The sequence below is a fragment of the Sphingomonas panaciterrae genome (assembly GCF_036890205.1).
In the GTDB taxonomy this organism is placed as follows: Bacteria; Pseudomonadota; Alphaproteobacteria; order Sphingomonadales; family Sphingomonadaceae; genus Sphingomonas; species Sphingomonas panaciterrae.
In genome coordinates this window covers 85,146-107,082 of record NZ_JAKNQR010000006.1, presented here as the reverse complement: position 1 = coordinate 107,082, position 21,937 = coordinate 85,146, and the positions used below count along the sequence as shown (strand labels likewise).

24 protein-coding genes and 1 tRNA gene are annotated in these 21,937 nt (G+C 67.5%); 19 read left to right on the top strand and 6 right to left on the bottom strand.

The features are described from left to right. Positions 1-155 precede the first annotated feature (155 nt). The gene (locus L8F96_RS14340; RefSeq protein WP_046409539.1) at positions 156-563 is read left to right on the top strand and encodes a hypothetical protein; all 408 of its coding nucleotides are present in this window, start codon (positions 156-158) and stop codon (positions 561-563) included. Between the two features lie 140 nt (positions 564-703). Next, complete coding sequence (locus tag L8F96_RS14335) at positions 704-2,164, top strand: flavin-containing monooxygenase (protein WP_046409537.1); 1,461 nt, start codon at positions 704-706, stop codon at positions 2,162-2,164. Between the two features lie 55 nt (positions 2,165-2,219). Here the strand turns inward: L8F96_RS14335 and murA are convergent, their stop codons facing one another. Beyond that, positions 2,220-3,518, bottom strand: coding sequence for a UDP-N-acetylglucosamine 1-carboxyvinyltransferase (murA, locus tag L8F96_RS14330; RefSeq protein ID WP_334656355.1), 1,299 nt, complete (start codon positions 3,516-3,518; stop codon positions 2,220-2,222). 127 nt (positions 3,519-3,645) lie between these two features. On the opposite strand from murA, the gene L8F96_RS14325 reads away from it, so the two are divergent. After that, on the top strand, positions 3,646-4,380 hold the full coding sequence (locus tag L8F96_RS14325; protein WP_046409533.1) for a Crp/Fnr family transcriptional regulator: 735 nt from the start codon (positions 3,646-3,648) through the stop codon (positions 4,378-4,380). Positions 4,381-4,398: 18 nt separating this feature from the next. Here the strand turns inward: L8F96_RS14325 and dprA are convergent, their stop codons facing one another. Together dprA and plsY are read right to left on the bottom strand one after the other, a co-directional pair. Beyond that, positions 4,399-5,493: a DNA-processing protein DprA gene (gene dprA / locus L8F96_RS14320; protein ID WP_334656353.1), complete on the bottom strand. Its 1,095-nt coding sequence runs from the start codon at positions 5,491-5,493 to the stop codon at positions 4,399-4,401. Beyond that, entirely contained in the window at positions 5,486-6,097 is a 612-nt protein-coding gene (gene plsY / locus L8F96_RS14315) for a glycerol-3-phosphate 1-O-acyltransferase PlsY (protein ID WP_334656352.1), read from the bottom strand. The genes dprA and plsY overlap by 8 nt, the downstream gene beginning before the upstream one ends. Before the next feature lie 142 nt (positions 6,098-6,239). Between plsY and murI the strand changes: the two genes are divergently transcribed. From murI to L8F96_RS14275, 8 genes are all read left to right on the top strand, one after another. Next, entirely contained in the window at positions 6,240-7,028 is a 789-nt protein-coding gene (gene murI, locus L8F96_RS14310) for a glutamate racemase (protein WP_136450887.1), read from the top strand. A 116-nt stretch (positions 7,029-7,144) separates the two neighbouring features. Further along, entirely contained in the window at positions 7,145-8,389 is a 1,245-nt protein-coding gene (hemA, locus tag L8F96_RS14305; RefSeq protein ID WP_046409528.1) for a 5-aminolevulinate synthase, read from the top strand. A 158-nt stretch (positions 8,390-8,547) separates the two neighbouring features. Then, positions 8,548-9,417, top strand: a complete 870-nt coding sequence (locus L8F96_RS14300) for a 3-hydroxyacyl-CoA dehydrogenase NAD-binding domain-containing protein (protein ID WP_125945305.1) — start codon at positions 8,548-8,550, stop codon at positions 9,415-9,417. Between the two features lie 183 nt (positions 9,418-9,600). Next, complete coding sequence (gene infA / locus L8F96_RS14295) at positions 9,601-9,846, top strand: translation initiation factor IF-1 (RefSeq protein ID WP_026325702.1); 246 nt, start codon at positions 9,601-9,603, stop codon at positions 9,844-9,846. Between the two features lie 31 nt (positions 9,847-9,877). Beyond that, complete coding sequence (locus L8F96_RS14290; RefSeq protein WP_334656349.1) at positions 9,878-10,453, top strand: Maf family protein; 576 nt, start codon at positions 9,878-9,880, stop codon at positions 10,451-10,453. Next, positions 10,446-11,372, top strand: a complete 927-nt coding sequence (locus tag L8F96_RS14285) for a ribonuclease (RefSeq protein WP_334656347.1) — start codon at positions 10,446-10,448, stop codon at positions 11,370-11,372. The genes L8F96_RS14290 and L8F96_RS14285 overlap by 8 nt, the downstream gene beginning before the upstream one ends. Then, positions 11,369-11,539 carry a DNA gyrase inhibitor YacG gene (locus tag L8F96_RS14280; protein ID WP_082103002.1) on the top strand — a complete coding sequence of 57 codons (171 nt, stop codon included), beginning with the start codon at positions 11,369-11,371 and terminating at the stop codon, positions 11,537-11,539. The genes L8F96_RS14285 and L8F96_RS14280 overlap by 4 nt, the downstream gene beginning before the upstream one ends. A gap of 30 nt (positions 11,540-11,569) precedes the next feature. Then, positions 11,570-11,645: transfer RNA gene (locus L8F96_RS14275), tRNA-Phe, on the top strand. Positions 11,646-11,924: 279 nt separating this feature from the next. On the opposite strand, the gene ctaD is transcribed toward L8F96_RS14275, so the two are convergent. Then, positions 11,925-13,604 (bottom strand): cytochrome c oxidase subunit I, encoded by a 1,680-nt coding sequence (gene ctaD / locus L8F96_RS14270; protein ID WP_046409516.1) that lies wholly within the window; start codon positions 13,602-13,604, stop codon positions 11,925-11,927. A 4-nt stretch (positions 13,605-13,608) separates the two neighbouring features. Then, positions 13,609-14,769, bottom strand: a complete 1,161-nt coding sequence (coxB, locus tag L8F96_RS14265; RefSeq protein WP_046409514.1) for a cytochrome c oxidase subunit II — start codon at positions 14,767-14,769, stop codon at positions 13,609-13,611. Between the two features lie 194 nt (positions 14,770-14,963). Here coxB and pyrE point away from each other — a divergent pair, with 194 nt between their 5' ends. The 6 genes from pyrE to maiA are packed head-to-tail and all read left to right on the top strand — an operon-like array spanning position 14,964 to position 19,316. Continuing rightward, positions 14,964-15,548, top strand: a complete 585-nt coding sequence (pyrE, locus tag L8F96_RS14260; RefSeq protein ID WP_136450889.1) for an orotate phosphoribosyltransferase — start codon at positions 14,964-14,966, stop codon at positions 15,546-15,548. Continuing rightward, complete coding sequence (locus L8F96_RS14255; RefSeq protein ID WP_145117628.1) at positions 15,545-16,273, top strand: pyridoxine 5'-phosphate synthase; 729 nt, start codon at positions 15,545-15,547, stop codon at positions 16,271-16,273. The genes pyrE and L8F96_RS14255 overlap by 4 nt, the downstream gene beginning before the upstream one ends. Beyond that, the gene (gene acpS / locus L8F96_RS14250; protein WP_046409508.1) at positions 16,270-16,674 is read left to right on the top strand and encodes a holo-ACP synthase; all 405 of its coding nucleotides are present in this window, start codon (positions 16,270-16,272) and stop codon (positions 16,672-16,674) included. The genes L8F96_RS14255 and acpS overlap by 4 nt, the downstream gene beginning before the upstream one ends. Positions 16,675-16,705: 31 nt before the next feature. After that, on the top strand, positions 16,706-17,623 hold the full coding sequence (lepB, locus tag L8F96_RS14245) for a signal peptidase I (RefSeq protein WP_046409669.1): 918 nt from the start codon (positions 16,706-16,708) through the stop codon (positions 17,621-17,623). Then, positions 17,620-18,690 carry an AI-2E family transporter gene (locus L8F96_RS14240; protein WP_046409506.1) on the top strand — a complete coding sequence of 357 codons (1,071 nt, stop codon included), beginning with the start codon at positions 17,620-17,622 and terminating at the stop codon, positions 18,688-18,690. Before lepB ends, L8F96_RS14240 begins: the two co-directional genes overlap by 4 nt. After that, complete coding sequence (maiA, locus tag L8F96_RS14235) at positions 18,687-19,316, top strand: maleylacetoacetate isomerase (protein WP_334656346.1); 630 nt, start codon at positions 18,687-18,689, stop codon at positions 19,314-19,316. The genes L8F96_RS14240 and maiA overlap by 4 nt, the downstream gene beginning before the upstream one ends. Here maiA and L8F96_RS14230 read toward each other — a convergent pair. Further along, complete coding sequence (locus L8F96_RS14230) at positions 19,303-20,355, bottom strand: glycosyltransferase (RefSeq protein WP_334656344.1); 1,053 nt, start codon at positions 20,353-20,355, stop codon at positions 19,303-19,305. The two genes, maiA and L8F96_RS14230, sit on opposite strands and share 14 nt — an antisense overlap. A gap of 120 nt (positions 20,356-20,475) precedes the next feature. Between L8F96_RS14230 and L8F96_RS14225 the strand changes: the two genes are divergently transcribed. Both L8F96_RS14225 and L8F96_RS14220 read left to right on the top strand, forming a co-directional pair. Next, positions 20,476-21,423 carry a hypothetical protein gene (locus tag L8F96_RS14225; RefSeq protein ID WP_136450894.1) on the top strand — a complete coding sequence of 316 codons (948 nt, stop codon included), beginning with the start codon at positions 20,476-20,478 and terminating at the stop codon, positions 21,421-21,423. Beyond that, positions 21,411-21,935 carry a DUF2141 domain-containing protein gene (locus L8F96_RS14220; RefSeq protein ID WP_046409497.1) on the top strand — a complete coding sequence of 175 codons (525 nt, stop codon included), beginning with the start codon at positions 21,411-21,413 and terminating at the stop codon, positions 21,933-21,935. Before L8F96_RS14225 ends, L8F96_RS14220 begins: the two co-directional genes overlap by 13 nt. Positions 21,936-21,937: the final 2 nt, after the last annotated feature.

Genomic DNA, 21,937 nt, shown 5'->3' with positions numbered 1-21,937 from the left:
GGCGGGGGCGTTGAGGCCCCAGCCGCCCGGCCTCGCCCCGACGCGAGTCTGGCACATCGCGGCAATGGCCTGGCTGCGCAAACTCGATATCGGTAGCGCAACCATTTTCCTGCTCCAGCCATTACCGCTTCATCCAAAACGGAACGGAGGAAGCGATGCGGAGTGTTGCGTTGGCCGCCATCGGCGCGGCGGTAATGGTAACTGGGTGTGTCAACGACAATGGTCCGCGTAGCGGCTGGGGCGGCGGCTACGGCGGCTATGACTATAACCGGCCCGATCCCGCCTACGGCGATTATGATGCGGCACGCTATTATCGCGACGACCGCCGCTATCGTGAGCGCCGCCTGGGTGCTAACGATCGCATCTACGCCGGCCGTGATGGTCGATACTACTGCCGTCGCGACGATGGCACGACCGGCCTGATCGTTGGCGGTATCGCCGGCGGCGTGCTCGGCACCGTGATCAAGCCCGGCGGCTCGGGCGTGCTGGGCGCGATCCTGGGCGGTGCGGGCGGCGCAGCGCTGGGCCAGGCGATCGACAAGGACAACGTCCGCTGCCGTTAAGATAGATGCTCGCCTGCCTGCCCGCATCGCGCGGTCAGGCGGGCGAGATCTAACGCGATCGACTTAAAACCTCTTCCCTCCCGCGGCAGGACGCGGCATCGTGCACGCAGAGCGGCAAAGACCGCGAGCGGAGAGAGTGGATGAGCAAGCGGATCGCGGTAATCGGTGCAGGCATGGGCGGCTTGTGCGCGGCCATCAAGGGTCGCGAGGCAGGCCATGACGTGACCGTGTTCGAACATGCCGACTCGGTTGGCGGTACCTGGCGCGCCAATCGCTATCCGGGCGTTGCCTGCGACGTACCGGCCATTCTCTACCAGTTCAGTTTCGCGCCCAATCCGAACTGGAGCCACAATTACGCGCGCGGTCCGGAAATCCACGATTATACGAAGAGCCTCGTCGACCAGTTCGGCCTAGCGGACGCATTGCGCCTCAACGAAGGGGTGACAAAGGCGGCCTGGAACGAGAGCGACGGCACCTGGACGATCGAAACGGAAAAGGGCGCGCGCGAAACCTTCGACGCGATCGTCCCTGCGCTCGGGCAGCTCAGCCGCCCCTGCTTTCCTGAAATCGCCGGCGTTCATGATTTCGCCGGGCCGAAATGGCACGCCGCCGAATGGGACGACAGCGTCGACCTGACGGGCAAGCGGGTCGGCGTGATCGGATCGGCCGCCAGCGCCGTGCAGCTCATCCCGGAGGTGGCCAAGATTGCCGGCCACCTCACCGTCTTCCAGCGCACGCCCAATTGGGTGGTGCCGCGCAACGACAGCCACGTCACGCCCGAGGTGAAGGCGCTGATGGCGACCAACCTCGAAATGGCCATGAAGCTCGGTGCGCAGCAGCGTGCGGCGATCTTCGACAATGCCGACACCTATTTCTGGCAGGCGTTCAAATGGACGCCGGAGGGGCGCGCCGCCTACACCCGCACCGCGCTCGACCATCTCGAGGCGCAGGTGCCCGATCCCGAACTGCGGGCAAAGCTGACGCCGGACTATCCGATCGGGTGCAAGCGAATCCTGATTACCGATGATTTCTATCCCGCCCTGATGCGCGACAACGTGACGTTGGAAACCGCCGGGATCGAGGCGATCGAGGCCAATGGCGTGCGCACCAGGGACGGCTTCCACGAACTCGACGTGCTGATCTTCGCCACCGGCTTCGAAACCACGCAATGGGACTGGTCCATGGACGTGGTCGGGGAGAATGGCGCGACGCTCAAGGAAACGTGGAAGGAAGGGCCTGAGGCCTATCTCGGCATCATGGTGTCGGGCTTCCCCAACATGTTCATGCTGTACGGCCCGAACACCAACCTGGGGCACAATTCGATCAGCTTCATGATCGAACAGCAGGTCGGCTACATGCTGAAGACGCTGGCGGCACTGGAGGCGGAAGAGGCCAAGGCGGCCGGCGTCACCCCCGATGGCCAGCGCCGCTTCAACGAGCGGATCACGCAATTGTTGTCCGCGACCGTCTGGTCGGACCCGCACTGCCGCAGTTGGTACAAGGCCGCCAACGGCCGCGTGTACCAGAATTGGGCCGGCGATTGCGCCAGCTACGCGGCCGAGACTGCGGAGCTTGACCGCGAGGCCGTCGCGCTGCGGTGATCGGGGAACAGCCCCTCCCCGTCAGGGGAGAGGCTGGAAGACATCAGCTCCCGTCTCAGCCGTCGCTGACGCGCTCGATATCCGCACCCACCGCCGACAGCTTTTCCTCCAGCCGCTCATAGCCGCGGTCGAGGTGATAGACGCGGTTGACCGAGGTCTCACCCTCGGCGGCGAGGCCAGCGAGGATCAGGCTCATCGATGCGCGAAGGTCGGTCGCCATTACCGGCGCGCCGACCAGCCGCTCGACGCCGCGCACCACGGCAGTCCGCCCGCTGACGGTGATGTCCGCGCCCATCCGCGCCAGTTCGGGCACGTGCATGTAGCGGTTCTCGAAGATCGTCTCGGTCAGCACGCTGGCACCGCCCGCCTTGCACAGCGTCGCCATGAACTGCGCCTGCATATCGGTGGCGAAGCCCGGGAAGGGCGCGGTGGTCAGCGTCAGCGGCTGCAGCGGCCCCTGCGCCGTCACGCATACCGCATTCTTCTTCAGCTCGATCAGCACGCCCGCATCGGCGAGCGCGGTCAGCGTTGCACCCATGCTTTCGGCGTCGACGTTGACCAGTTCCAGGCTGCCGCCGGTGATCGCGGCCGCACACGCATAGCTGCCCGCCTCGATCCGGTCCGGCATCACGGCATAGGTGGCGCCGTGAAGCCGATCGACGCCCTCGATCTCCAGCGTCTCGGTGCCGATCCCCTCGATCTGCGCGCCCATCGCGACGAGGCAGCGGCACAGGTCGACGATCTCCGGCTCGCGCGCGGCATTCTCGATCCGCGAGCTGCCCTTGGCCGTCACCGCCGCCATCACGACATTCTCGGTCGCGCCGACCGACACCACCGGGAATCGATAGCGCCCGCCGCTCAGCCGGGCGCTGCCGGACGCCGTCTTGGGCGCGCGCGCGGTGACATAGCCCGCGCTCATCTCCAGCTCGGCGCCGATCGCCTCCAGCGCCTTCAGGTGAAGGTCGATCGGGCGGTTGCCGATCGCGCAGCCGCCCGGCAGCGACACCCGCGCCTCGCCGGCCCGCGCCAGGATCGGCCCCAGCACAAGGATCGACGCACGCATTTTTCGCACGATGTCATAGGGCGCCTCGGTAGAGGTCAGCTGCCCCGCGCGGATGGTCATGACGCGGCCGAATTCCTCGGGGCGGGTCCCCTCGATCGCGGTGGAGGCGCCAAGCTGATTGAGCAAGTGGCCGAAGCCATCGACATCGGCCAGCCGCGGCAGATTCCGTAGCGTCAACGGCTGATCGGTCAGCAGCGCACAGGGCATGAGGGTGAGCGCTGCATTCTTCGCGCCGGAGATCGGCAGCTTGCCCGACAGGCGATTGCCACCGCGAATAAGGATACGGTCCATCGGCACGCATCTACCGAACGCAGGCGCGCTCGCCAAGCGACGGCCGCGTAACGATGTTGATCGACTTTAATGCAGCACCGGCCCCGAGGCGACTAGCGTTCTTTGTTCCCAAGGGGGCCCTCCACGCGTGCCAAGTAGCTGTTTTGCCGAACGTCTCGGTGACTTTGTCCCATTATCCACTGGCGAACGCTCAGCGCTTCTGCGTCTGGAGGAGCGTGAGCGCACGCTTCGCCGCGGCGCGACGCTGGTGCGGGAGAATGACCCGGCCGGGGAGCTGTTCATCCTGCGCAGCGGCATGATGATGAGCTATGTCATCCTGCCCGATGGCAGTCGTCAGATCCTGCGCTTCATTTTTCCCGGCGACGTCATCGCACTGCCTGCATTGGTGTTCTCACGCGTGCCGGAGACGGTGGGCGCGCTGGCGGACAGCGTGGTGTGCCCATTCGACCGGCCGTTGATGACTCAGCTTGCACTCGAACAGCCGCGGCTGTTCGCGGTCATCGTCGCCTTCGATCAGGCGGAACGGGCGATGCTGACCGATCGGATCGCCGCGCTCGGCCGCACGTCGGCCAAGGCGCGCGTTGCCTCGGTGCTGCTCGACGTACGCAATCGCCTGAGGCGGCTCGATCCTACGATCGACAACAGCTTCATCCTGGGGCTGACGCAGGAAGAGATTGGCGATGCGACCGGGCTGACTGCGGTGCACGTCAACCGCATGCTGCGCCAGTTGGAGGACGAGGCGTTGATCCGGCGCGATTCGGGCCGTGTGACGCTTCTCGATGAAGGACGGCTGGGGCGGTCGGCCAATTACACCGACCGGCTGGCGGGGCTCGATCTGTCGTGGCTGCCGCCCGCGGCCTGATCGACGCGGGCGCGCCGGTCACATCGTCAGGCTGATTCGCCCGCCGGCATGACGATCGAGCCGACCGGCGATCTCCAGTTCCAGAAGCACCATCTGCACCACCGCGGCGGGCACACCGGATTGGCGGATCACCTCGTCCACCGGGGTCGGCACCGGGCCGAGCAGCGCGACCACGGCGCGGCGCGCCTGATCATCGGCGTCGGCGGGCGGCTGCGCCTCGAACGGCACGAATGGCGCGCGGACGACGCGGGGATCGAACGGCCGGATCTGCTCCAGCACGTCGTGGGCGTTCTGGATCAGCGTGGCCCCGTCGCGAATCAGAAGATTGCACCCTTGCGCCCGTGGATCGAGGGGGCTGCCCGGCACCGCCATCACGTCGCGCCCCGCCTCGCCCGCCAGCCGCGCGGTGATCAGCGAGCCCGATTTGGGCGCCGCCTCCACCACCAACGTGCCCTGCGCCCAGCCGGCGATGATCCGGTTGCGGTGGGGAAAGTGGCGCGCGCGCGGCTCGGTACCGACCGGCATTTCGGCGACGAGCAGCGCTTCCGCCGCGATCCGTTCCTGCAGCGCGGCGTTTTCGGGCGGGTAGGCGACGTCGATCCCGCCCGCGATGACCGCGACCGTGGCAGGGCCGGCGCCGACATGGGCGGCGGTGTCGATCCCGCGCGCCAGTCCTGACACGACCACCGTGCCCTCCGCGGCCAGATCATGCGCCAGACCGCGTGCGAAGCGACATGCCGCGGCCGAGGCGTTGCGGGCACCGACAATCGCGACGCTGTTGGCGGCAGGGTCAGGGAAATGCCCGCGAACCGTCAGCACCGCAGGCGCATCAGCCAAGGTGGCAAGCAGCGCCGGATAGTCGGGATCGTCATGGAACACGTGCCGCGCGCCGAGCCGCGCCACCGTCTCCATCTCGCGAGCGATCACGCGCGGATCGGCCGCGGTTCGCACCCGCCCACCGCCGCGGCGGGATAGCTCAGGCAGCGCCTCGATGGCGGCGCGCGCGGTGCCGAAGCGGCGCAGCAGCTGGCGGTAGGTGACCGGCCCGACGCCCGGCGTCCGGATCAGCCGAAGTCGGTCGGCACCATCGTCGCGCGGATCGGCGTCAGCCACCCTTGCGGCCGACCCGCGGCTCCGCCCCGTCGAGCAATCGCCCGATATTGTCACGATGCTTCCAGATCACGATCAGCGCGAGCGCGAGCAGCAGGGGGACCAGATCGAACCGGTCGCACACGGCGGCCGCCACCGGCGCGCTGGCCGCAGCGGCCATCCCCGCCACCGAGGAAATGCGCAGCGTCGCCAGCAAACCCAGCCAGACGATCGCATAGACCAAGGCCAGCGGCGGATGCAGCGCCAGCACGATGCCCATCAACGTCGCGACGCCCTTGCCGCCGCGAAAACGCAGCCACACGGGATAGCAATGGCCGACGAAAGCACCGGCCGCGGCGAGTTGTTCGTCGCCCGGTAGCAGCGCTGCGACGATCACCACCGCCGCCCAGCCTTTGGCAAGGTCGAGCAGCAGCGTGGCGGCTGCCAGCCCCTTGCGGCCGGTGCGCAGCACATTGGTCGCGCCGATATTGCCGGAGCCGATCTGCCTCAGATCCCCAGCGCCGCTCGCCCGGGTGAGCAGAACGCCGAAGGGAATGGATCCCAGCAGATAGCCAATCACCAGCGCAAGAAGCGGTGGTCCCCAGATGATCTCGGTCGGCAGAGACATTTCCTCCGTTGCTCGTGACGTTAGCCGAACGAAACGGCTGTTACTACTAACATGCATTAATGCCGCCCTTTGGCGAGCAACGCGACAGGGCCGGCCGCGACTCGCGCTTTTCCCCCGCGCGTCGGATCCGTAAGAGGCGGGGATGAGCGATCCGCGCCCGATCCTGTTCTTCGATTCGGGTGTCGGCGGCCTGTCGATCGTCGCCCCCGCCCGCCGCGAACTGCCCGCCGCGCGCCTGATCTATGCCGCCGATTCGGCCGGTTTTCCCTATGGGGTGAAGCAGGAAGCGGAGATTGCCGGCCGCGTTCCGGCGCTGCTCGGCCGCCTTGCGGAGCGATATCGGCCTCGCTTGATCGTGATCGCGTGCAACACCGCCTCGACGATTGCGCTGGGCGCCGTGCGCATCGCGCTCGACGTGCCGATCGTCGGCACCGTGCCCGCGATCAAGCCGGCCGCGGCGATTAGCCGGACGCGCGTGATCGGCGTCCTTGGCACGGCGGCGACGGTGCGGCAGGCCTATGTCGACGACCTCGCCACCCGCTTCGCCAGCGACTGCCAGGTCATCCGCCACGGCTCGGCCGACCTGGTCACGCTGGCGGAGGCGAAGCTGCGCGGTGAGGCGGTGTCGCCCGACGCGGTGCGCGACGCGATCGCGCCGATGCTCGCCGCGCCCGGCGGCGACGCGATCGACACTATCGTGCTCGCCTGTACCCATTTCCCGCTGCTGAGCGAGGAACTGGCCGAGGCCGTAGGCCGGCCGGTCACCTTTGTCGATGGCGGTCCGGGCATTGCGCGGCGCGTCGCCTATCTGACGCAGGGGCAGACGTTCGCCCGCGATCAGGCCGACCTCGCGGTCTTCACCGGCGATGTTGCGCCCGGGCTCGATCGGGCGCTGGCACGCTATGGTTTCGATCGCGTCGAGCGGCTCTGATTCCGCCACATGCCGGCGGGAACCGATGCCGCGGAGCCGAGTTAGCGACCCGGCCGATCACTGAAAAAGCCCGAATCCGCTGGAAACTGCGGGTTGGGGAGAGTAAGTGCGCCCCCATGTCCATCGACGCTCTTTCGGCCAAGCCGGTCGATTACACCCGCGCCTTTTCGCAGGCGATCGACCGTCTCCACGCCGAAGGCCGTTACCGCGTCTTCATCGATATCCTGCGCAACAAGGGCCATTATCCCAGCGCGCGGTGCTTCGCCGGCCACAATGGCCCGAAGCCGATCACCGTCTGGTGCTCCAACGATTATCTCGCGATGGGGCAGCACCCCAAGGTGATCGCGGCGATGGAAGAGGCGCTGCACGATGTCGGCGCGGGCTCCGGCGGCACGCGCAACATCGGTGGCAACACGCATTATCATGTCGACCTGGAGGCCGAGCTCGCCGACCTGCACGGCAAGGAAGGCGCGCTGCTGTTCACGTCGGGCTATGTTTCCAACGAAGCGACGCTGGCGACGCTGGCCAAAGTGCTGCCGGGCTGCATCATCTATTCCGACGAACTGAATCACGCCTCGATGATCGCCGGCATCCGCAACGCGGGCTGCGAGAAGCGCGTGTTCCGCCACAATGACCTGGCGCATCTCGAGGAACTGCTCGCCGCCGACGATCCCGCGACGCCCAAGCTGATCGCGTTCGAGAGCGTCTATTCGATGGAGGGCGATGTCGCCCCGATCGCGGCGATCTGTGACCTCGCCGACAAGTATAATGCGCTCACCTATCTCGACGAAGTCCATGCCGTGGGCATGTACGGCGCGCGCGGCGGCGGCATTTCGGAGCGTGACGAGGTCGCGCACCGGCTGACCATCATCGAGGGCACGCTGGGCAAGGCGTTCGGCGTGATGGGCGGCTATATCGCCGCGGACAAGACGATCATCGACGTCATCCGCAGCTATGCGCCCGGCTTCATCTTCACCACCTCGCTCTCGCCCGTGCTGGTCGCCGGCGTGCTGGCGAGCGTGCGCCACCTCAAGAGCTCCTCGGTCGAGCGCGAGGGCCAGCAGGCTGCGGCTGCACGATTGAAGGAAATGATGACCGAGGCCGGCCTGCCGGTGATGATCGGCGACACGCATATCGTGCCGGTGATGGTCGGCGACCCGGTAAAGGCGAAGAAGATCAGCGACGTGCTGCTGGCCGAATACGGCATCTACGTTCAGCCGATCAATTACCCGACGGTCCCGCGCGGTACCGAGCGGCTGCGCTTTACGCCGGGTCCTGCGCACAGCGAAGCGATGATGCAGGAACTGACCGACGCCTTGGTCGAGATCTGGGACCGGCTGGACCTGCGCAAGGCCGCCTGAGCGACAATCAAGACGGGGAGCGGCACGCTCTCCTTTCCGCTTCCTGACCGGGCTGCGCCGCACGCCGAACCGCACCCGTCGTTGATTCCCGCTTCGACAAATCGTGTCACAAGCGGCTAGAGCGCTCCCCTCGTGAGTTCGAACAAGGGAAGACAATCATGCAGGCAGTCGGCGTCATCGGCGCAGGGCAGATGGGCGCGGGGATCGCGCAGGTTTCCGCCCAGGCCGGCTATCGCGTCCTCCTGACCGACGTCGACAAGGCGCGCGCCGAGGCCGGCAAGGCCGGCATCGCGCGGCAACTCGATCGTGCGGTCGAGAAGGGTAAGATCGAGCCGCAGGCGCGCGAACAGGCGCTGGCGCGGATCGAGCCGATTGAGGGCGTGCAGGGCATGTCGTCGTGCGGCCTCATCATCGAGGCGGCGACCGAGCGCGAGGAAGTGAAGCGCGCGATCTTCGCCGAGGTCGGCACCGTGCTCGGCCATCAGGCGATCCTCGCTTCAAACACCTCGTCGATCCCGATCACGCGGCTGGCGCAGGCCTCGCCCGATCCCGCGCGCTTCATCGGCGTGCATTTCTTCAATCCGGTGCCGGTCATGGGCCTGATCGAGGTGATCCGCGGTCTCGCGACTGCCGACGAGACGGTCAAGACGGTCGAGACCTATGCCACCGCGCTGGGCAAGGCCGTGGTCCACGCCAATGATGCGCCGGGCTTCATCGTCAATCGAATCCTGATGCCGATGTTGAACGAGGCGTGCTTCGCGCTGGGCGAGGGCGTCGCCACGATCCGCGACATCGATCTTGCCTGCCAGCTCGGCCTGAACCACCCGATGGGGCCGCTCACGCTGGCCGACTTCATCGGCCTCGACACCTGCCTGGAAATCACCCGCGTGCTGTTCGAGTCGACCGGCGATCCCAAGTTCCGCCCGGCCCCCCTGCTGGTGAAATATGTCGAGGCCGGCTGGTACGGGAAGAAGACCAGGCGCGGCTTCTACGACTATAGCGGCGACGCGCCCGTCCCGACGCGCTAGGCGCTGGCGTGCCGGTCGCCACCGACCGGCACCACCGCGGCAATTGCGCCACGGTGGTTGAAACATTCCCCGCCCAGCCACATTTTGGCTGCGTTGCCGCCTGCGCTTTCGCCGCGCGCCTTTTCTTTTGGCGTTGCTTCGGCTAAGCGCCCGCGCGCCCTTATCCGCAGAAAGATCGATTTTTTGGCGAAAGAAGAACTCCTCGAAATGCGCGGCCAGGTGGTCGAGCTCCTGCCCAACGCCATGTTCCGCGTCCGGCTGGAGAACGATCACGAGATCCTCGGCCATACGGCAGGCAAGATGCGCAAGAACCGCATCCGCGTGCTGGTCGGTGACGAAGTGCTCGTCGAGCTGACCCCTTATGATCTGACCAAGGGGCGCATCACCTACCGCTTCATGCCCGGCCGTGGCGGCCCCGGCCCGCAATAAGCGCGGCCTGTAACGTAACGGGGGTCGGCGCATGGCGGCCGATCTGATCCTAGCCTCCGCTTCGCCGCGGCGCCTCGCGCTGCTGGCGCAGATCGGCGTCGTGCCCGCGCGCGTGGTCGCGCCCGACGTCGACGAAACGCCGCTGAAGGCGGAACGCCCGCGCGACTATGTCCTGCGCGTCGCTGCCGCCAAGGCAGCCGCGGTGCCGCGCCGCGACGGCGAAGTCGTGCTGGCCGCCGACACCAGCATCGCAGTCGGACCCCGCATCCTTGGCAAGCCCACCGACGAGGACGATCTCGCGCGGATGCTGCGGCTCCTGTCCGGCCGGCGTCACCATTGCCTGTCCGCCGTGGTCGTCGTCGACAGCGAGGGCACGATGCGCACGCGGCTCTCCGACACGATGGTCGCCTTCAAGCCGCTGACGGAGGCGGAGATCCGCAGCTATGTCGCGAGCGGAGAGGGGCTGGGCAAGGCAGGCGGCTATGCCATCCAGGGCCGCGCGGAGGCCCATGTGCGCCGCATCGACGGCTCCTATTCCGGTGTCGTCGGCCTGCCGCTGTTCGAAACGCGCACGCTGCTGGCCACGGCCGGCGTGATCCTTGGCTGAGTGGCTGTACGAAGCGGGGATCGGCGAGCAGCGCGCCGCCCTGATCGACGATGACGGCCATATTCTTCGCGCCCGCATCGCGTGCGACGATGCCGGCCCGCAACCCGGGCTGATCGCGCCCGCCCGCCTCATCGAACGCGATCTTGCCCGGCTCGACTCCGGCGAGGACATTGCGCTGGTCCGCCCCGCCGCTGGCGCGACGCTGGGCGCCGCGGTCCGGGTCGAGGTGACGCGCGCTGCCATCCCCGAGCCCGGCCGCCCCAAGCCGCCGCGGGGCCGGATCACTGATGCGGCCCCCTGCCCCGCCCCGACGCTGCTGGAGCGGCTGCGCGACGCACCGGTCCGCACGTTGCGGGCGCACGAACCGGACGCGCTGGAGGCTGCGGGATGGTCCGAGGTGCTGGAGGAAGCGGTGACGGGCGACATAGCCTTCCCCGGGGGCATGCTGCGCTTCTGGCCGACGCCGGCAATGGCGCTGTTCGACGTTGATGGCGATCCGCCGCTCGACGTGCTGGCAGTGCGCGCCGCGGCCGCGGTTGCCGCCGCGATCGAGCGGCTCGACATCGGCGGATCGATCGGGATCGACTTTCCGACGCTGGCGGGGCGCGAGGCGCGGCAGGCGGTGGCTGCGGCGATCGATTCGCGGCTGACGCAGCCGTTCGAGCGTACCGCGGTCAACGGCTTCGGCTTCCTGCAGATCGTGAGCGGCCGGTCGCGCGCCTCGCTGCCCGAATTGCTTCGTGCGGACCCCGTCGGTGCCGCCGCACGGGCGGCGCTGCGCCAGATCGAGCGCACGCCAGCGTCGTCACCCAACCGCTTCCGCCTGCCGCCGGCGGTACGCGCGCGAATCCTTGCCCGCCCCGACTGGCTCGCCGCCCTGCTGCAACGCACCGGGCGCGTTCCCATATTCGACGAATGACCGACACCTGCCCCCTGTGCGCGCAGCCCAGCGACGCCGCCAATGCCCCGTTCTGCTCCCGCCGATGCAAGGATCGCGACCTGCTGCAATGGCTGGGTGAAGGATATCGCATTCCCGGACGACAGATCGACCCGGATGGGCTGGACAGCGGCGCTTCAGCCGACTAGGGGGACCGCTCCCCGACGTTCTGTCGGTGTGCCCAGGTAGCTCAGTTGGTAGAGCATGCGACTGAAAATCGCAGTGTCGGCGGTTCGATCCCGTCCCTGGGCACCATCTTCTTCCTGACAGCGATGGTGACCCGGTAGCCGCAGCGTGATGCCTGCGGCGCGATGTGGCGTGCCGGCTGCCCCTCTTATCTCACGGCACATGTGGCGCGCTGCACGCGCGTCTGGCCCTTTCCTGCTGCCCTGGTCGTGGCTGGGCCCGTTCGTGCCCCAGGTCGGCCTGCGCGTGCCGCCGACGGCAGCGCGCGCCACCCGGCCATTTCCCCAAACGAAAACGCCCCGCGAGTTTCCTCGCGGGGCGCTTCGTTGGTGCCGTGACGGCTGGGGATCAATGGTGCTTGCTGTCCTCGATCACCGGCAGAGTCTCGAACTGGTGGTACGGCGGCGGCGAGGACAGCGTCCACTCCAGCGTCGTCGCACCTTCACCCCAGGGGTTGTCGGGCGCCTTCTTGCCGGCCGCCAGCGACCAGATCAGGTTGATGAAGAAGATCACCATGCCCAGCGCCATGATCTCATAGCCGTGGGTCGCGATCTGGTTCCAATAGGCATAGGCGTCCGGATAGTCCGGGTAGCGCCGCGGCATGCCCTGCAGGCCCAGGAAGTGCATCGGGAAGAACAGGATGTTCACACCGACGAAGAACACCCAGAAGTGCAGCTGGCCGAGGAACTCGTTGTACATCTTCCCCGACATCTTGGGGAACCAGTAGTAGAAGCCCGCGAACAGCGCGAACACCGCGCCCAGCGACAGCACGTAGTGGAAGTGCGCCACCACGTAATAGGTGTCGTGCATGTAATCGTCGACGCCGCCGTTGGCGAGCACGACGCCCGTCACGCCGCCCACGGTGAACATGAAGATGAAGCCGATCGCCCAGACCATCGGGGTCTTGAAGGTGAGCGAGCCGCCCCACATCGTCGCGATCCACGAGAAGATCTTGATGCCGGTCGGCACCGCGATCACCATCGTCGCCGCGGTGAAGTACATCTTCGTGTTCACGCTGAGGCCGGTGGCGAACATGTGGTGCGCCCACACGACGAAGCCAACGACGCCGATCGCAACCATCGCATAGGCCATGCCGAGGTAGCCGAAGATCGGCTTGCGGCTGAACGTCGCGATGATGTGGCTGATGATGCCGAAGCCCGGCAGGATCATGATGTACACTTCGGGGTGGCCGAAGAACCAGAACAGGTGCTGGTAGAGCACCGGATCGCCACCGCCGGCCGGATCGAAGAAGGTCGTGCCGAAGTTACGGTCGGTCAGCAGCATCGTGATCGCCGCGGCGAGAACCGGCAGCGACAGGAGCAGCAGGAACGCGGTGACCAGCACCGACCAGGCGAACAGCGGCATCTTGTGCAGCGTCATGCCCGGCGCGCGCATGTTGAAGATGGTGGTGATGAAGTTGATCGCACCCAGGATCGACGAGGCGCCCGACAGGTGCAGCGACAGGATCGCCATGTCGACCGACGGCCCCGGCTCACCATAAGTGGAAAGCGGCGCATAGACGGTCCAGCCGGTGCCCGCCCCCGCGCCGAAGAACGGCGAGGCAAGGAGCAGCATGAACGATGGGACCAGCAGCCAGAAGCTGATGTTGTTCATGCGCGGGAACGCCATGTCCGGCGCGCCGATCATGAGCGGGACGAACCAGTTGCCGAAGCCACCGATCATCGCCGGCATGACCATGAAGAACACCATGATCAGGCCGTGCGCGGTGATCAGGACGTTCCACAGGTGGAGCGCGTCGTCGAACGTGCCGGGACCATGCAGCATGGCGAGCCATGTCGGCAGATACTGGATGCCCGGATCGCGCAGCTCGACGCGCATCAGGCCGGAAATCGCGCCGCCGATGATCCCCGCGAAGATCGCGAAGATCAGGTAGAGCGTGCCGATGTCCTTGTGGTTCGTCGACATGAACCAGCGCGCGAAGAACGACGGCTTGTGATCCGCGTCATGGTGGTGCGCGTGATCGTCATGCGCCTGGAAGGCGGATGGTTGAAGTGCGGTATCGGTCATGGTCTCAGCGTCCCGTGTCGCCGGTGCCGCCCGGATTGCCGGTGGCGCCCTGAGGCGAGGTGGCGGGTTCGGCCGTCGCGTTCTGCGTCGGGCCGGTCATCATGTCGGCGGTGTTCGCGTCAGCCGCGACGCTCGCCGAATTGTCGGCGCCCGGCTGCGGAATCTCGGCCGATGACGGCTGCGCCGCACCCGGCATCGAGCCACCCTTGGAACGGATCCACGCCGCGAACTGCGCCGGCGGGACGGCTTCGACCGCGATCGGCATGTACGCGTGGCGCGCGCCGCACAGTTCGGAGCACTGGCCGAAATAGACACCCGGCTTCTCGATGGTGAAGCTGGTTTCGTTGAGGCGGCCCGGCACGGCGTCCAGCTTGATCCAGAAGGCCGGGATCGCCCAGCTGTGGATCACGTCATTGGCCGTGGTGATGAGGCGGATCGGCACGCCGACCGGCAGGACGACGCGGTTGTCGGTGGCAAGCAGGCGGGGGCCGTCAGCGTCGGTGCGGAAGCGCTCGCCAGCGGCGACCTCGTCCTTTTCCTTCAGCATGTTGGCGGTGATTTCGACGCCGCCATGATCCGGATACTGATAGCTCCAATACCATTGGTTGCCGATCGCCTTCAGCGTCACCGCGCCCGCCGGGGCAGGCTTGTACTGGGCGGAGAGCAGACCGATCGAGGGCACCGCGATGGCCACCAGGATCAGCACCGGCGCCAGCGTCCACACGACTTCGATGATGGTGTTGTGGCTGGTCTTGGACGGGATCGGGTTGGCGGCCTGGCGGTAGCGGATCACCACCCACACCAGCAGCACCAGCACCAGCAGACAGATGATGACGATCAGCGGCAGCAGGATGTTGTTGTGGAAACCCATCGCGCGCTGACCGTTCTTGGTCACCTGCGGCTGGATCGACATCAGGCGATCGGTCGGCTGGCCGATGATCGGTTCCGCCGACAATACCGGTGCGCCGTCGGCGGCAACTTGCGGCGCGGTGGGTGCCTGGTCAGGCGCCCGCTCTGCCGTGTTGGCCGAATTGCCGATCGTGCCCACTGCTGCGGGCGCGCTTGCGGCATTGCCCTCCGTTGCGGCCGGTTGGGCAGCCGCAGGCGCAAGGCCTGCCAGCGCGAGCCCAGCGGCCAGCATCCATCCCTTGAACGCGCTTCTCATCCGTGCGGTAACCTTACCTCTCCGGTGTGCGGCCAGCGCACCCCCTGCGCAGACCCTTAGACTCTGCCGCCTATACGGAGGGGTTTCGCGCGCCTCAAGCACGCATGTGCCATTATTTGCCCACAGGGCGTTTCGCTTTGTTGCGCGGCGCCCGGCGCGACCTTATTCATCGAGACATTACGAAAGGGCGTAGAGTGACCGACGACGATGTGCTGGCCGAATTTCGCGCGGCGGACGCGCTTCTAGAGGGGCATTTCATCCTGTCATCGGGCCTACGGTCGTCCCGCTACCTGCAATGTGCCCGCGTCCTGATGGACCCGCGCCGCGGTGCGCGCCTGGCCGAGGCGCTGGCCGCGCGCCTGCCCGCCGACCTGCGCGAGCGGATCACGGCGGTCGTTTCCCCGGCGATGGGCGGGGTGATCGCGGGGCACGAGATGGCCCGCGCGCTGGGCGTCGAGGCGATGTTCGTCGAACGCCCGACCGGCACCTTTGAGCTGCGCCGTGGATTCCGCCTGCGCGAGGGGCAGGAAGTGCTGATGATGGAGGACGTCGTCACCACCGGGCTGTCCTCCCGCGAGGCGATCAAGGCGATCGAGGCGGCAGGTGGCCGGGTCATCGCCGGCGCCGCGCTGGTCGATCGTTCGAACGGCGCTGCCGACATCGGCGTCCCGTTCTTCCCGCTGATCAAGCTGGAGGTTCCGACCTACCAGCCGGATGAGGTTCCGCCCGAACTGGCGGCAATTCCGGCGATCAAGCCGGGGAGCCGGGCCGCCGCGTGAGCCAGAAGCTGCGCCTGGGGGTCAACATCGATCACGTCGCCACCGTGCGCAATGCGCGCGGCGGTACGTACCCCGATCCGGTGCGCGCCGCGCTGCTGGCGGCGGACGCGGGCGCGGACGGGATCACCGCTCACCTGCGCGAGGACCGGCGCCACATCACCGATGACGACATCGCGCGGCTGACCGAGCAACTGACCATCCCATTGAACCTGGAAATGGCGGCGACCGAGGAAATGCTCGCCATCGCGCTGAAGCACCGGCCGCATGCGGTGTGCATCGTCCCCGAGAAGCGCGAGGAGCGGACGACCGAGGGCGGCATCGATGCCGCCGGGCTCCACGATCGCCTGCAGCCGATGGTGGCGGAACTCACCGCCGCTGGTTCGCGCGTGTCGCTGTTCATCGAGCCCGACGCGCGCCAGATCGACGCTGCGCTGCGCCTGGGTGCGCCCGTGGTGGAGCTTCACACCGGGCTTTATTGCGAGCTCGACGGTCCGGCCCGCGCCGAGGAGCTGCGCCGCCTGTCCGATGCCGCCGCGCTGGCCGCGAAGAACGGGATCGAGGTTCATGCCGGCCACGGCCTCACCTTCGACAATGTTGCGCCGGTCGCGGCGATCCCGCAGGTGGTTGAGCTCAACATCGGCCATTTCCTGATCGGCGAGGCGATCTTCATCGGCCTCGCGGACTCGATCCGCCGCATGCGCGCGGCGATGGACGTGGCGCGGTGATCATCGGGCTGGGATCCGACCTCTGCAACATCGAGCGGATCCGCAACTCGCTCGACCGCTTCGGCGAACGGTTCGAAAACCGCGTCTTCACCGATGTCGAGCGTGCCAAGGCGCGCCGCCGGCCATTCACCGTCGCGGGCACCTATGCCAAGCGATTTGCCGCCAAGGAGGCGTTCTCCAAGGCGGTCGGCACAGGTTTCAGCCGCGGCGTGTTCATGAAGGACATTGGCGTGGTCAACGCTCCATCGGGCGCGCCGACGCTGGCGCTGACCGGCGGCGCCAAGGCGCGGCTCGACGCGATGATTCCCCTCGGCCACCGCGCCGCCATCCACCTCACCCTGACCGACGATCATCCCTGGGCGCAGGCCTTTGTGATCATCGAGGCGATCCCGGACAAGTGATCCCCATCCTGTGAACGACCTGGCTGAAAAACTGCAGACGACCGAGCCGCCCGCCGACGACGCGCCGCGTCGCCACGCCAGCCGGTTCGACTGGTGGGGCGAGGCCAAGGGGATGTTCTGGCTGATCATCGCGGTGCTCGGCTTCCACAGCCTGCTCGCCAAGCCGTTCTACATCCCCAGCGAATCGATGCTGCCGGGGCTGGAGGTCGGCGACCGCCTCGTCGTGTCCAAATATGCCTATGGCTGGTCGTTCGTGTCGCCGACGATCCCCAATCCGGCCGCGATCGTCGAGAACGTGGTGCTGCGGCGGCCGGTGGAAAGCTGGTCGGTGCAGCTCCCGGCGTGGCGCGGCCGCGTGTGGGGCAAGATGCCCGAGCGCGGCGACGTCGTCATCGTCACCCCGCCGGGCCAGACCAGCGACTATATCAAGCGCGTCATCGGCCTGCCGGGCGACACGCTGGAGGTGCGCGCGGGCACGGTGATCCTGAACGGCAAGCCGGTCGAGCGCGGCCCGATCCACTATCGCGACATGCCGGTGGACAAGAATGCGACCTGCGATCCCTGGCAATATCCCGGCGCGCGCATCACCCGCCCAGACGGCAAGATCGTCTGCCGCCTGCCGATCGTCACCGAGACGCTGCCCAACGGTCGCCGCTTCGACACGGTCGAGCTGGGCGCCAGCCCGGGTGACTATTATGGTCCGATCAAGATTCCGGCCGATCACGTCTTCCTGATGGGCGACAATCGCGATCGTTCGGCCGACAGCCGCTTCGCGCTTGGTGGCAGCGAAAAGGGGCTCGGCGGGCCGGTGCCGTGGGAGAATATCGGCGGTCGTGCCGAATTCATCACCTTCTCCGTCGATGGATCGGCAACCATTAACCCGCTGACATGGTTTGGATCGCTGCGCAGCGGCCGTGCCGGCACTTCGCTGCGACCGGAGGGCGAGTGAGCGAGGGGCAGGTCAGGCTGGTCGAAGGTGCCAGCCCGAATGAAGTGCGCAATCCCGAGACACGCCGGGAAATAAGACGAGCGGCAGTATGGCTGGGCATGGCATCGGCGATTGCGCTCGTCGTGCTGCTGGTGCAGCCGCTGCTCATCATCTTCGCCGGGCTGGTCTTTGCCTCGCTGCTGGACGGCGGGGTACGCCTGCTGGGCCGGGTTCTTCCCATCGGCCGGGCGTGGCGCCTGCTCATCGTCTGCCTGCTGACCGTCGTGTTCCTGGTCGGCACCTTTGTCCTCACCGGCGTGCAGGTGGCCGAGCAGGTGAACGAACTGCGCACCACGCTGGAGGCGCAGGCGATCAGGCTCACCAGCTTCCTCTCCGAACAGGGGCTGATGCCGGGCGCGTCCGATTTCAGCGGCCTCGCGCGCGAAGCGATGAGCTCCGTCGGGCGGCTGACCTCCTGGGTTGGCACCGCGGTGGGCGCGCTCACCACCTTGTTCATGATCGTCGTGATCGGCCTGTTCATCGCGATGGACCCGCGCGTGTACGAACGTGGGCTGCAGTGGATGATCCCGCAGGATCAGCGCGAGGAATTCGCCATCACCACCGAACGGATGGGCGACACGCTGCGCCGCCTGTTGTTCGGCCGCATCCTCGGCATGATCGCGGAGGGCGTGCTGACCTGGCTCGCGCTGATGCTGGGCGGCGTGCCGATGGCGATGATCCTTGGCATCCTGACCGGTATCCTCGCCTTCATCCCCAATATCGGCGCCTTCATCTCGGGCGCGCTGATGATCGCGGTGGGCTTTTCCGCCGGGGTCGACACCGGGCTGTGGGCGATCGGCACCTATGTGATCGTGCAGACGTTCGACGGCTATGTACTGATCCCGATGGTGGCGAAGCGCACCGTCGACATGCCGCCGGCGCTGACGCTGGGCGCGCAGATCCTCGCCAGCGCGCTGTTCGGCATCCTCGGCCTGGCGCTTGCCGACCCGATGACCGCGATGATCAAGGCGGCGATGGAGCGTCGCAGCGAAACGGTGCGCGACGATGACGAGGCGCCAGAAGCATGAAGATCGTCCTGCACGATTACTGGCGCTCGTCCGCCGCCTATCGCGTGCGGATCTGCCTCAACCTGAAGGGCGTGCGGTACGACAGCGTGCCGGTGAACCTGGTGGCGGGGGAGCAGGCGGCGGCGGCGAACCGCGCGCTCAACCCGCAGGGGCTGGTTCCGACGCTGGTCGTCGATGGCCGTCCGCTGGTGCAGAGCCTGGCCATCGTCGACTGGCTGGACGCAAACTTCGACGATCCCCCGATGGTGTCGAAGGATCCGTTCGTGCGCGCCGGCCAGCTCGCCCGCGCGCTGGTGATCGCGGCGGATGTCCACCCGATCGACAATCTGCGCGTGCTGAAGCGGCTGGAATCACAATTCGGCGCCGATCAGCCGGCCAAGGATTCATGGTACCGCCACTGGGTGGCCGAGGGGCTGACCGCGCTCGAGCAAATGGCCGGCGATGGCCCTTTCCTGGGCGGCGACAGCCCGGACATTTCCGACATCTGCCTGGTGCCGCAATTGTACAATGCACGCCGGTTCGAGATGGATCTGACGCCTTATCCCCGGCTGTGCGCCGCCGAGGCAGCCAATCTGGCGCTGCCCGCGGTGCAGGCTGCCGCCCCGGAGCGGGTCAAGCCGGCATGAGCGAATCGAACAGCGCGAGGTAGCGCGCCGCCGAATCGCTGCCCGGCGGCGTGACCGGCGCGGGGCGCGGCGCGGCCATCCAATGGTCGAGTGCCGCGACCAACGCTGCCGAATCCTCGCGCGGCACCACCGCACCCCAGGCCGGGTCGGCGATGATCTCCGCCACGGCGGGCGATGAATCGGTCGATACCACCGGCGCCCCCATCGACAGCGCTTCGCGCAGCACGCCCGGCGTGCCTTCAAAGTCGGAGGTCAGCGCGAGGAGCGCGGCGCCGGCCATGGCGGGCAGCGGATCGGCCGCATGGCCGGGGAGGATCAGGTCGACGCCGACCGCGCGCGCCTGCGCCATCAACGTGTCGCGTCCCTCCCCTTCGCCCAGGATGACGAGCGGCACGCGCTCACGCATCGCGGCGACCGCCGACACCAGCCGGTCCCACCGTTTCTGCGGCGCGAGTCGGCCGACGCCGAGCACATAGCGCGGCGGCAGATTGAGTTGGGGGGCACCCGCGATCGGCCGCGCCGGCGGGTTGGGGATGATCGGCACCGATGATGGCGTCAGCCGCATCGCCGCCGCCGTTTCCGCCGCACTCGCCGGGGTCATCGCCACCACCCGGTCAAGGAATCGTGGGTGCTGCCGCAGCCACAGCGCATGGGCGAGGCCGGTCACGGCGCCATGATCGGGCCGGGCGAGCGCATTGGAAACCTTGCCGACGATCGGCGGCGTCGCCCCGCCGAGCCGCCAGCGGGTCCAGGCCGCGACGCCGGTATAATGGCTGCCGGGGCAGAAGATCACGTCGGGGCGCGTCGCGCGCACATGGCGCGGCAGCGACAGCAAGGCGCGGTATGCGGGCGAATCGAGCAACAGGACATCGGCGCCTCCGGGAAGCTCGCGTGCCAGCGGCCCCTCCTTGCTTCCGATCACCAGCGTGACGCGTCGCCCCAGCGCAATCCACTCGCCAGCCAGCCGCAACAATGCCCGTTCCACCCCGCCGCCACGAAGCGTCTGGGCGTAGCTGAGGATGTGTTCGGCGCTGCTCATCTTGTATCCTGCTACCTCCCGCCCAGATTTCCGCCGAAAAGAAACCACATTCCCCCGGCATCTGCCCGAACCATTCCGCGGGGGCGTTATGCGGAATGCGTGCAAAGGAAGTTCAACGTTTTGACCGCGAAAGCCACCAGCGTGCCGGCGGGCGTGATCGACAGCGATCTGCCCGACATCGCCGCTCTGGAACCGACCCGGACGCTGAAGCGTCGCTGGCCCACCATCCTTGGCGGCGTGCTGAGCGTTGCCATGGTGGTGATGCTCGGTCGTGAGCTGCTGGATTCCGGGCTGGCCGGGCTCAGCCGCGCCACGCCCACCTCCCCCTGGTTCTACGTCGCCTTCCTTGCGCTCTACATGACGGCGCCGACCGGGGATTTCATCATCTTTCGCCGGCTGTGGCGGATTCCCGCCGCCGGCTTTGTCGCGCTCCACAAGAAGCGGATCGCGAACGACGTGGTGCTCGGCTATTCGGGCGAGGCCTATTTCTACGCCTGGGCGCGGGCGCGCGCTCGGCTGGTGGCGGCGCCGTTCGGCGCGGTGAAGGACGTATCGCTGCTGTCGGCCATTGCCGGCAACGCCGCGACGATCCTCTTGTGCGCGCTGGCGCTGCCGGTCGGCTATCAGCTGATGCCGGCGACCGTGCTGCACGCCATCGTCGGTTCCGCTATCATCACGCTGGGCATCAGCCTTGCCCTGCTGCTGTTTTCCAAGCGCGTCTTCTCGCTGCCGCGCCGCGACCTGTGGTTCATCTTCCTCGTCCATTGCGCGCGAATCGCGGTCAGCTCGATGCTGCTGGCGCTGGCGTGGCATTTCGCGATGCCCGACGTTCCCCTGTGGATGTGGCTGTTCCTGTCGGCCGCGCGGCTGCTGGTGTCACGATTGCCGCTGGTGCCCAACAAGGACCTGCTGTTCGCCAGCTTCGCGATCCTACTGATTGGCCAGGATCAGGCGCTCAGCGAGATGATCGCCTTTGTCTCGGCGCTGACGCTGGGCGTGCATGTGATTTTGATGGCGGCATTTGCGGCTGTCGCCGGATGGAAGGGACTGAAGCTATGGCGCGCATGATCCTCGCCGCGGCTGCGCTCGCCGCCGCCTCCATGCCGCTGGCGGCGCAGGCGCGCGTGCTCGGCAGTGACGCGGCCTCCTGTGTCCAGCGCGACGGGTCGGCGATCGAGGTCACGATCCAGGGGCTGAAGGATCGCACCGGATCGCTGAAGCTGGAGCTGTACCCCGCGACGGAGGAGGATTTCCTCAAGGACGACCGCGATCTGATCAAGGAGGGCAAGTTCTTCCGCCGGGTACGCGTGCCGACACCGTCCGCCGACCCGATCACCCTGTGCATCAAGGCGCCCGCACCGGGCCGCTACGCGCTGTTCGTGACGCATGATCGCGACGGCAAGAACAAGTTCAACGTCTGGACCGACGGCGCCGGCGTGCCATCGAACGAGCGGCTCGGCCGATCAAAGCCCAAGCTGTCGCAGGCGATCGTCACCGTGCCGCGCGGCGTCGCGCGAGTCACCGTGCGCGCGCAATATCTGCGCGGCGTCATCCCCAGCTTCGGTCCGGTGGGGCGCTGATC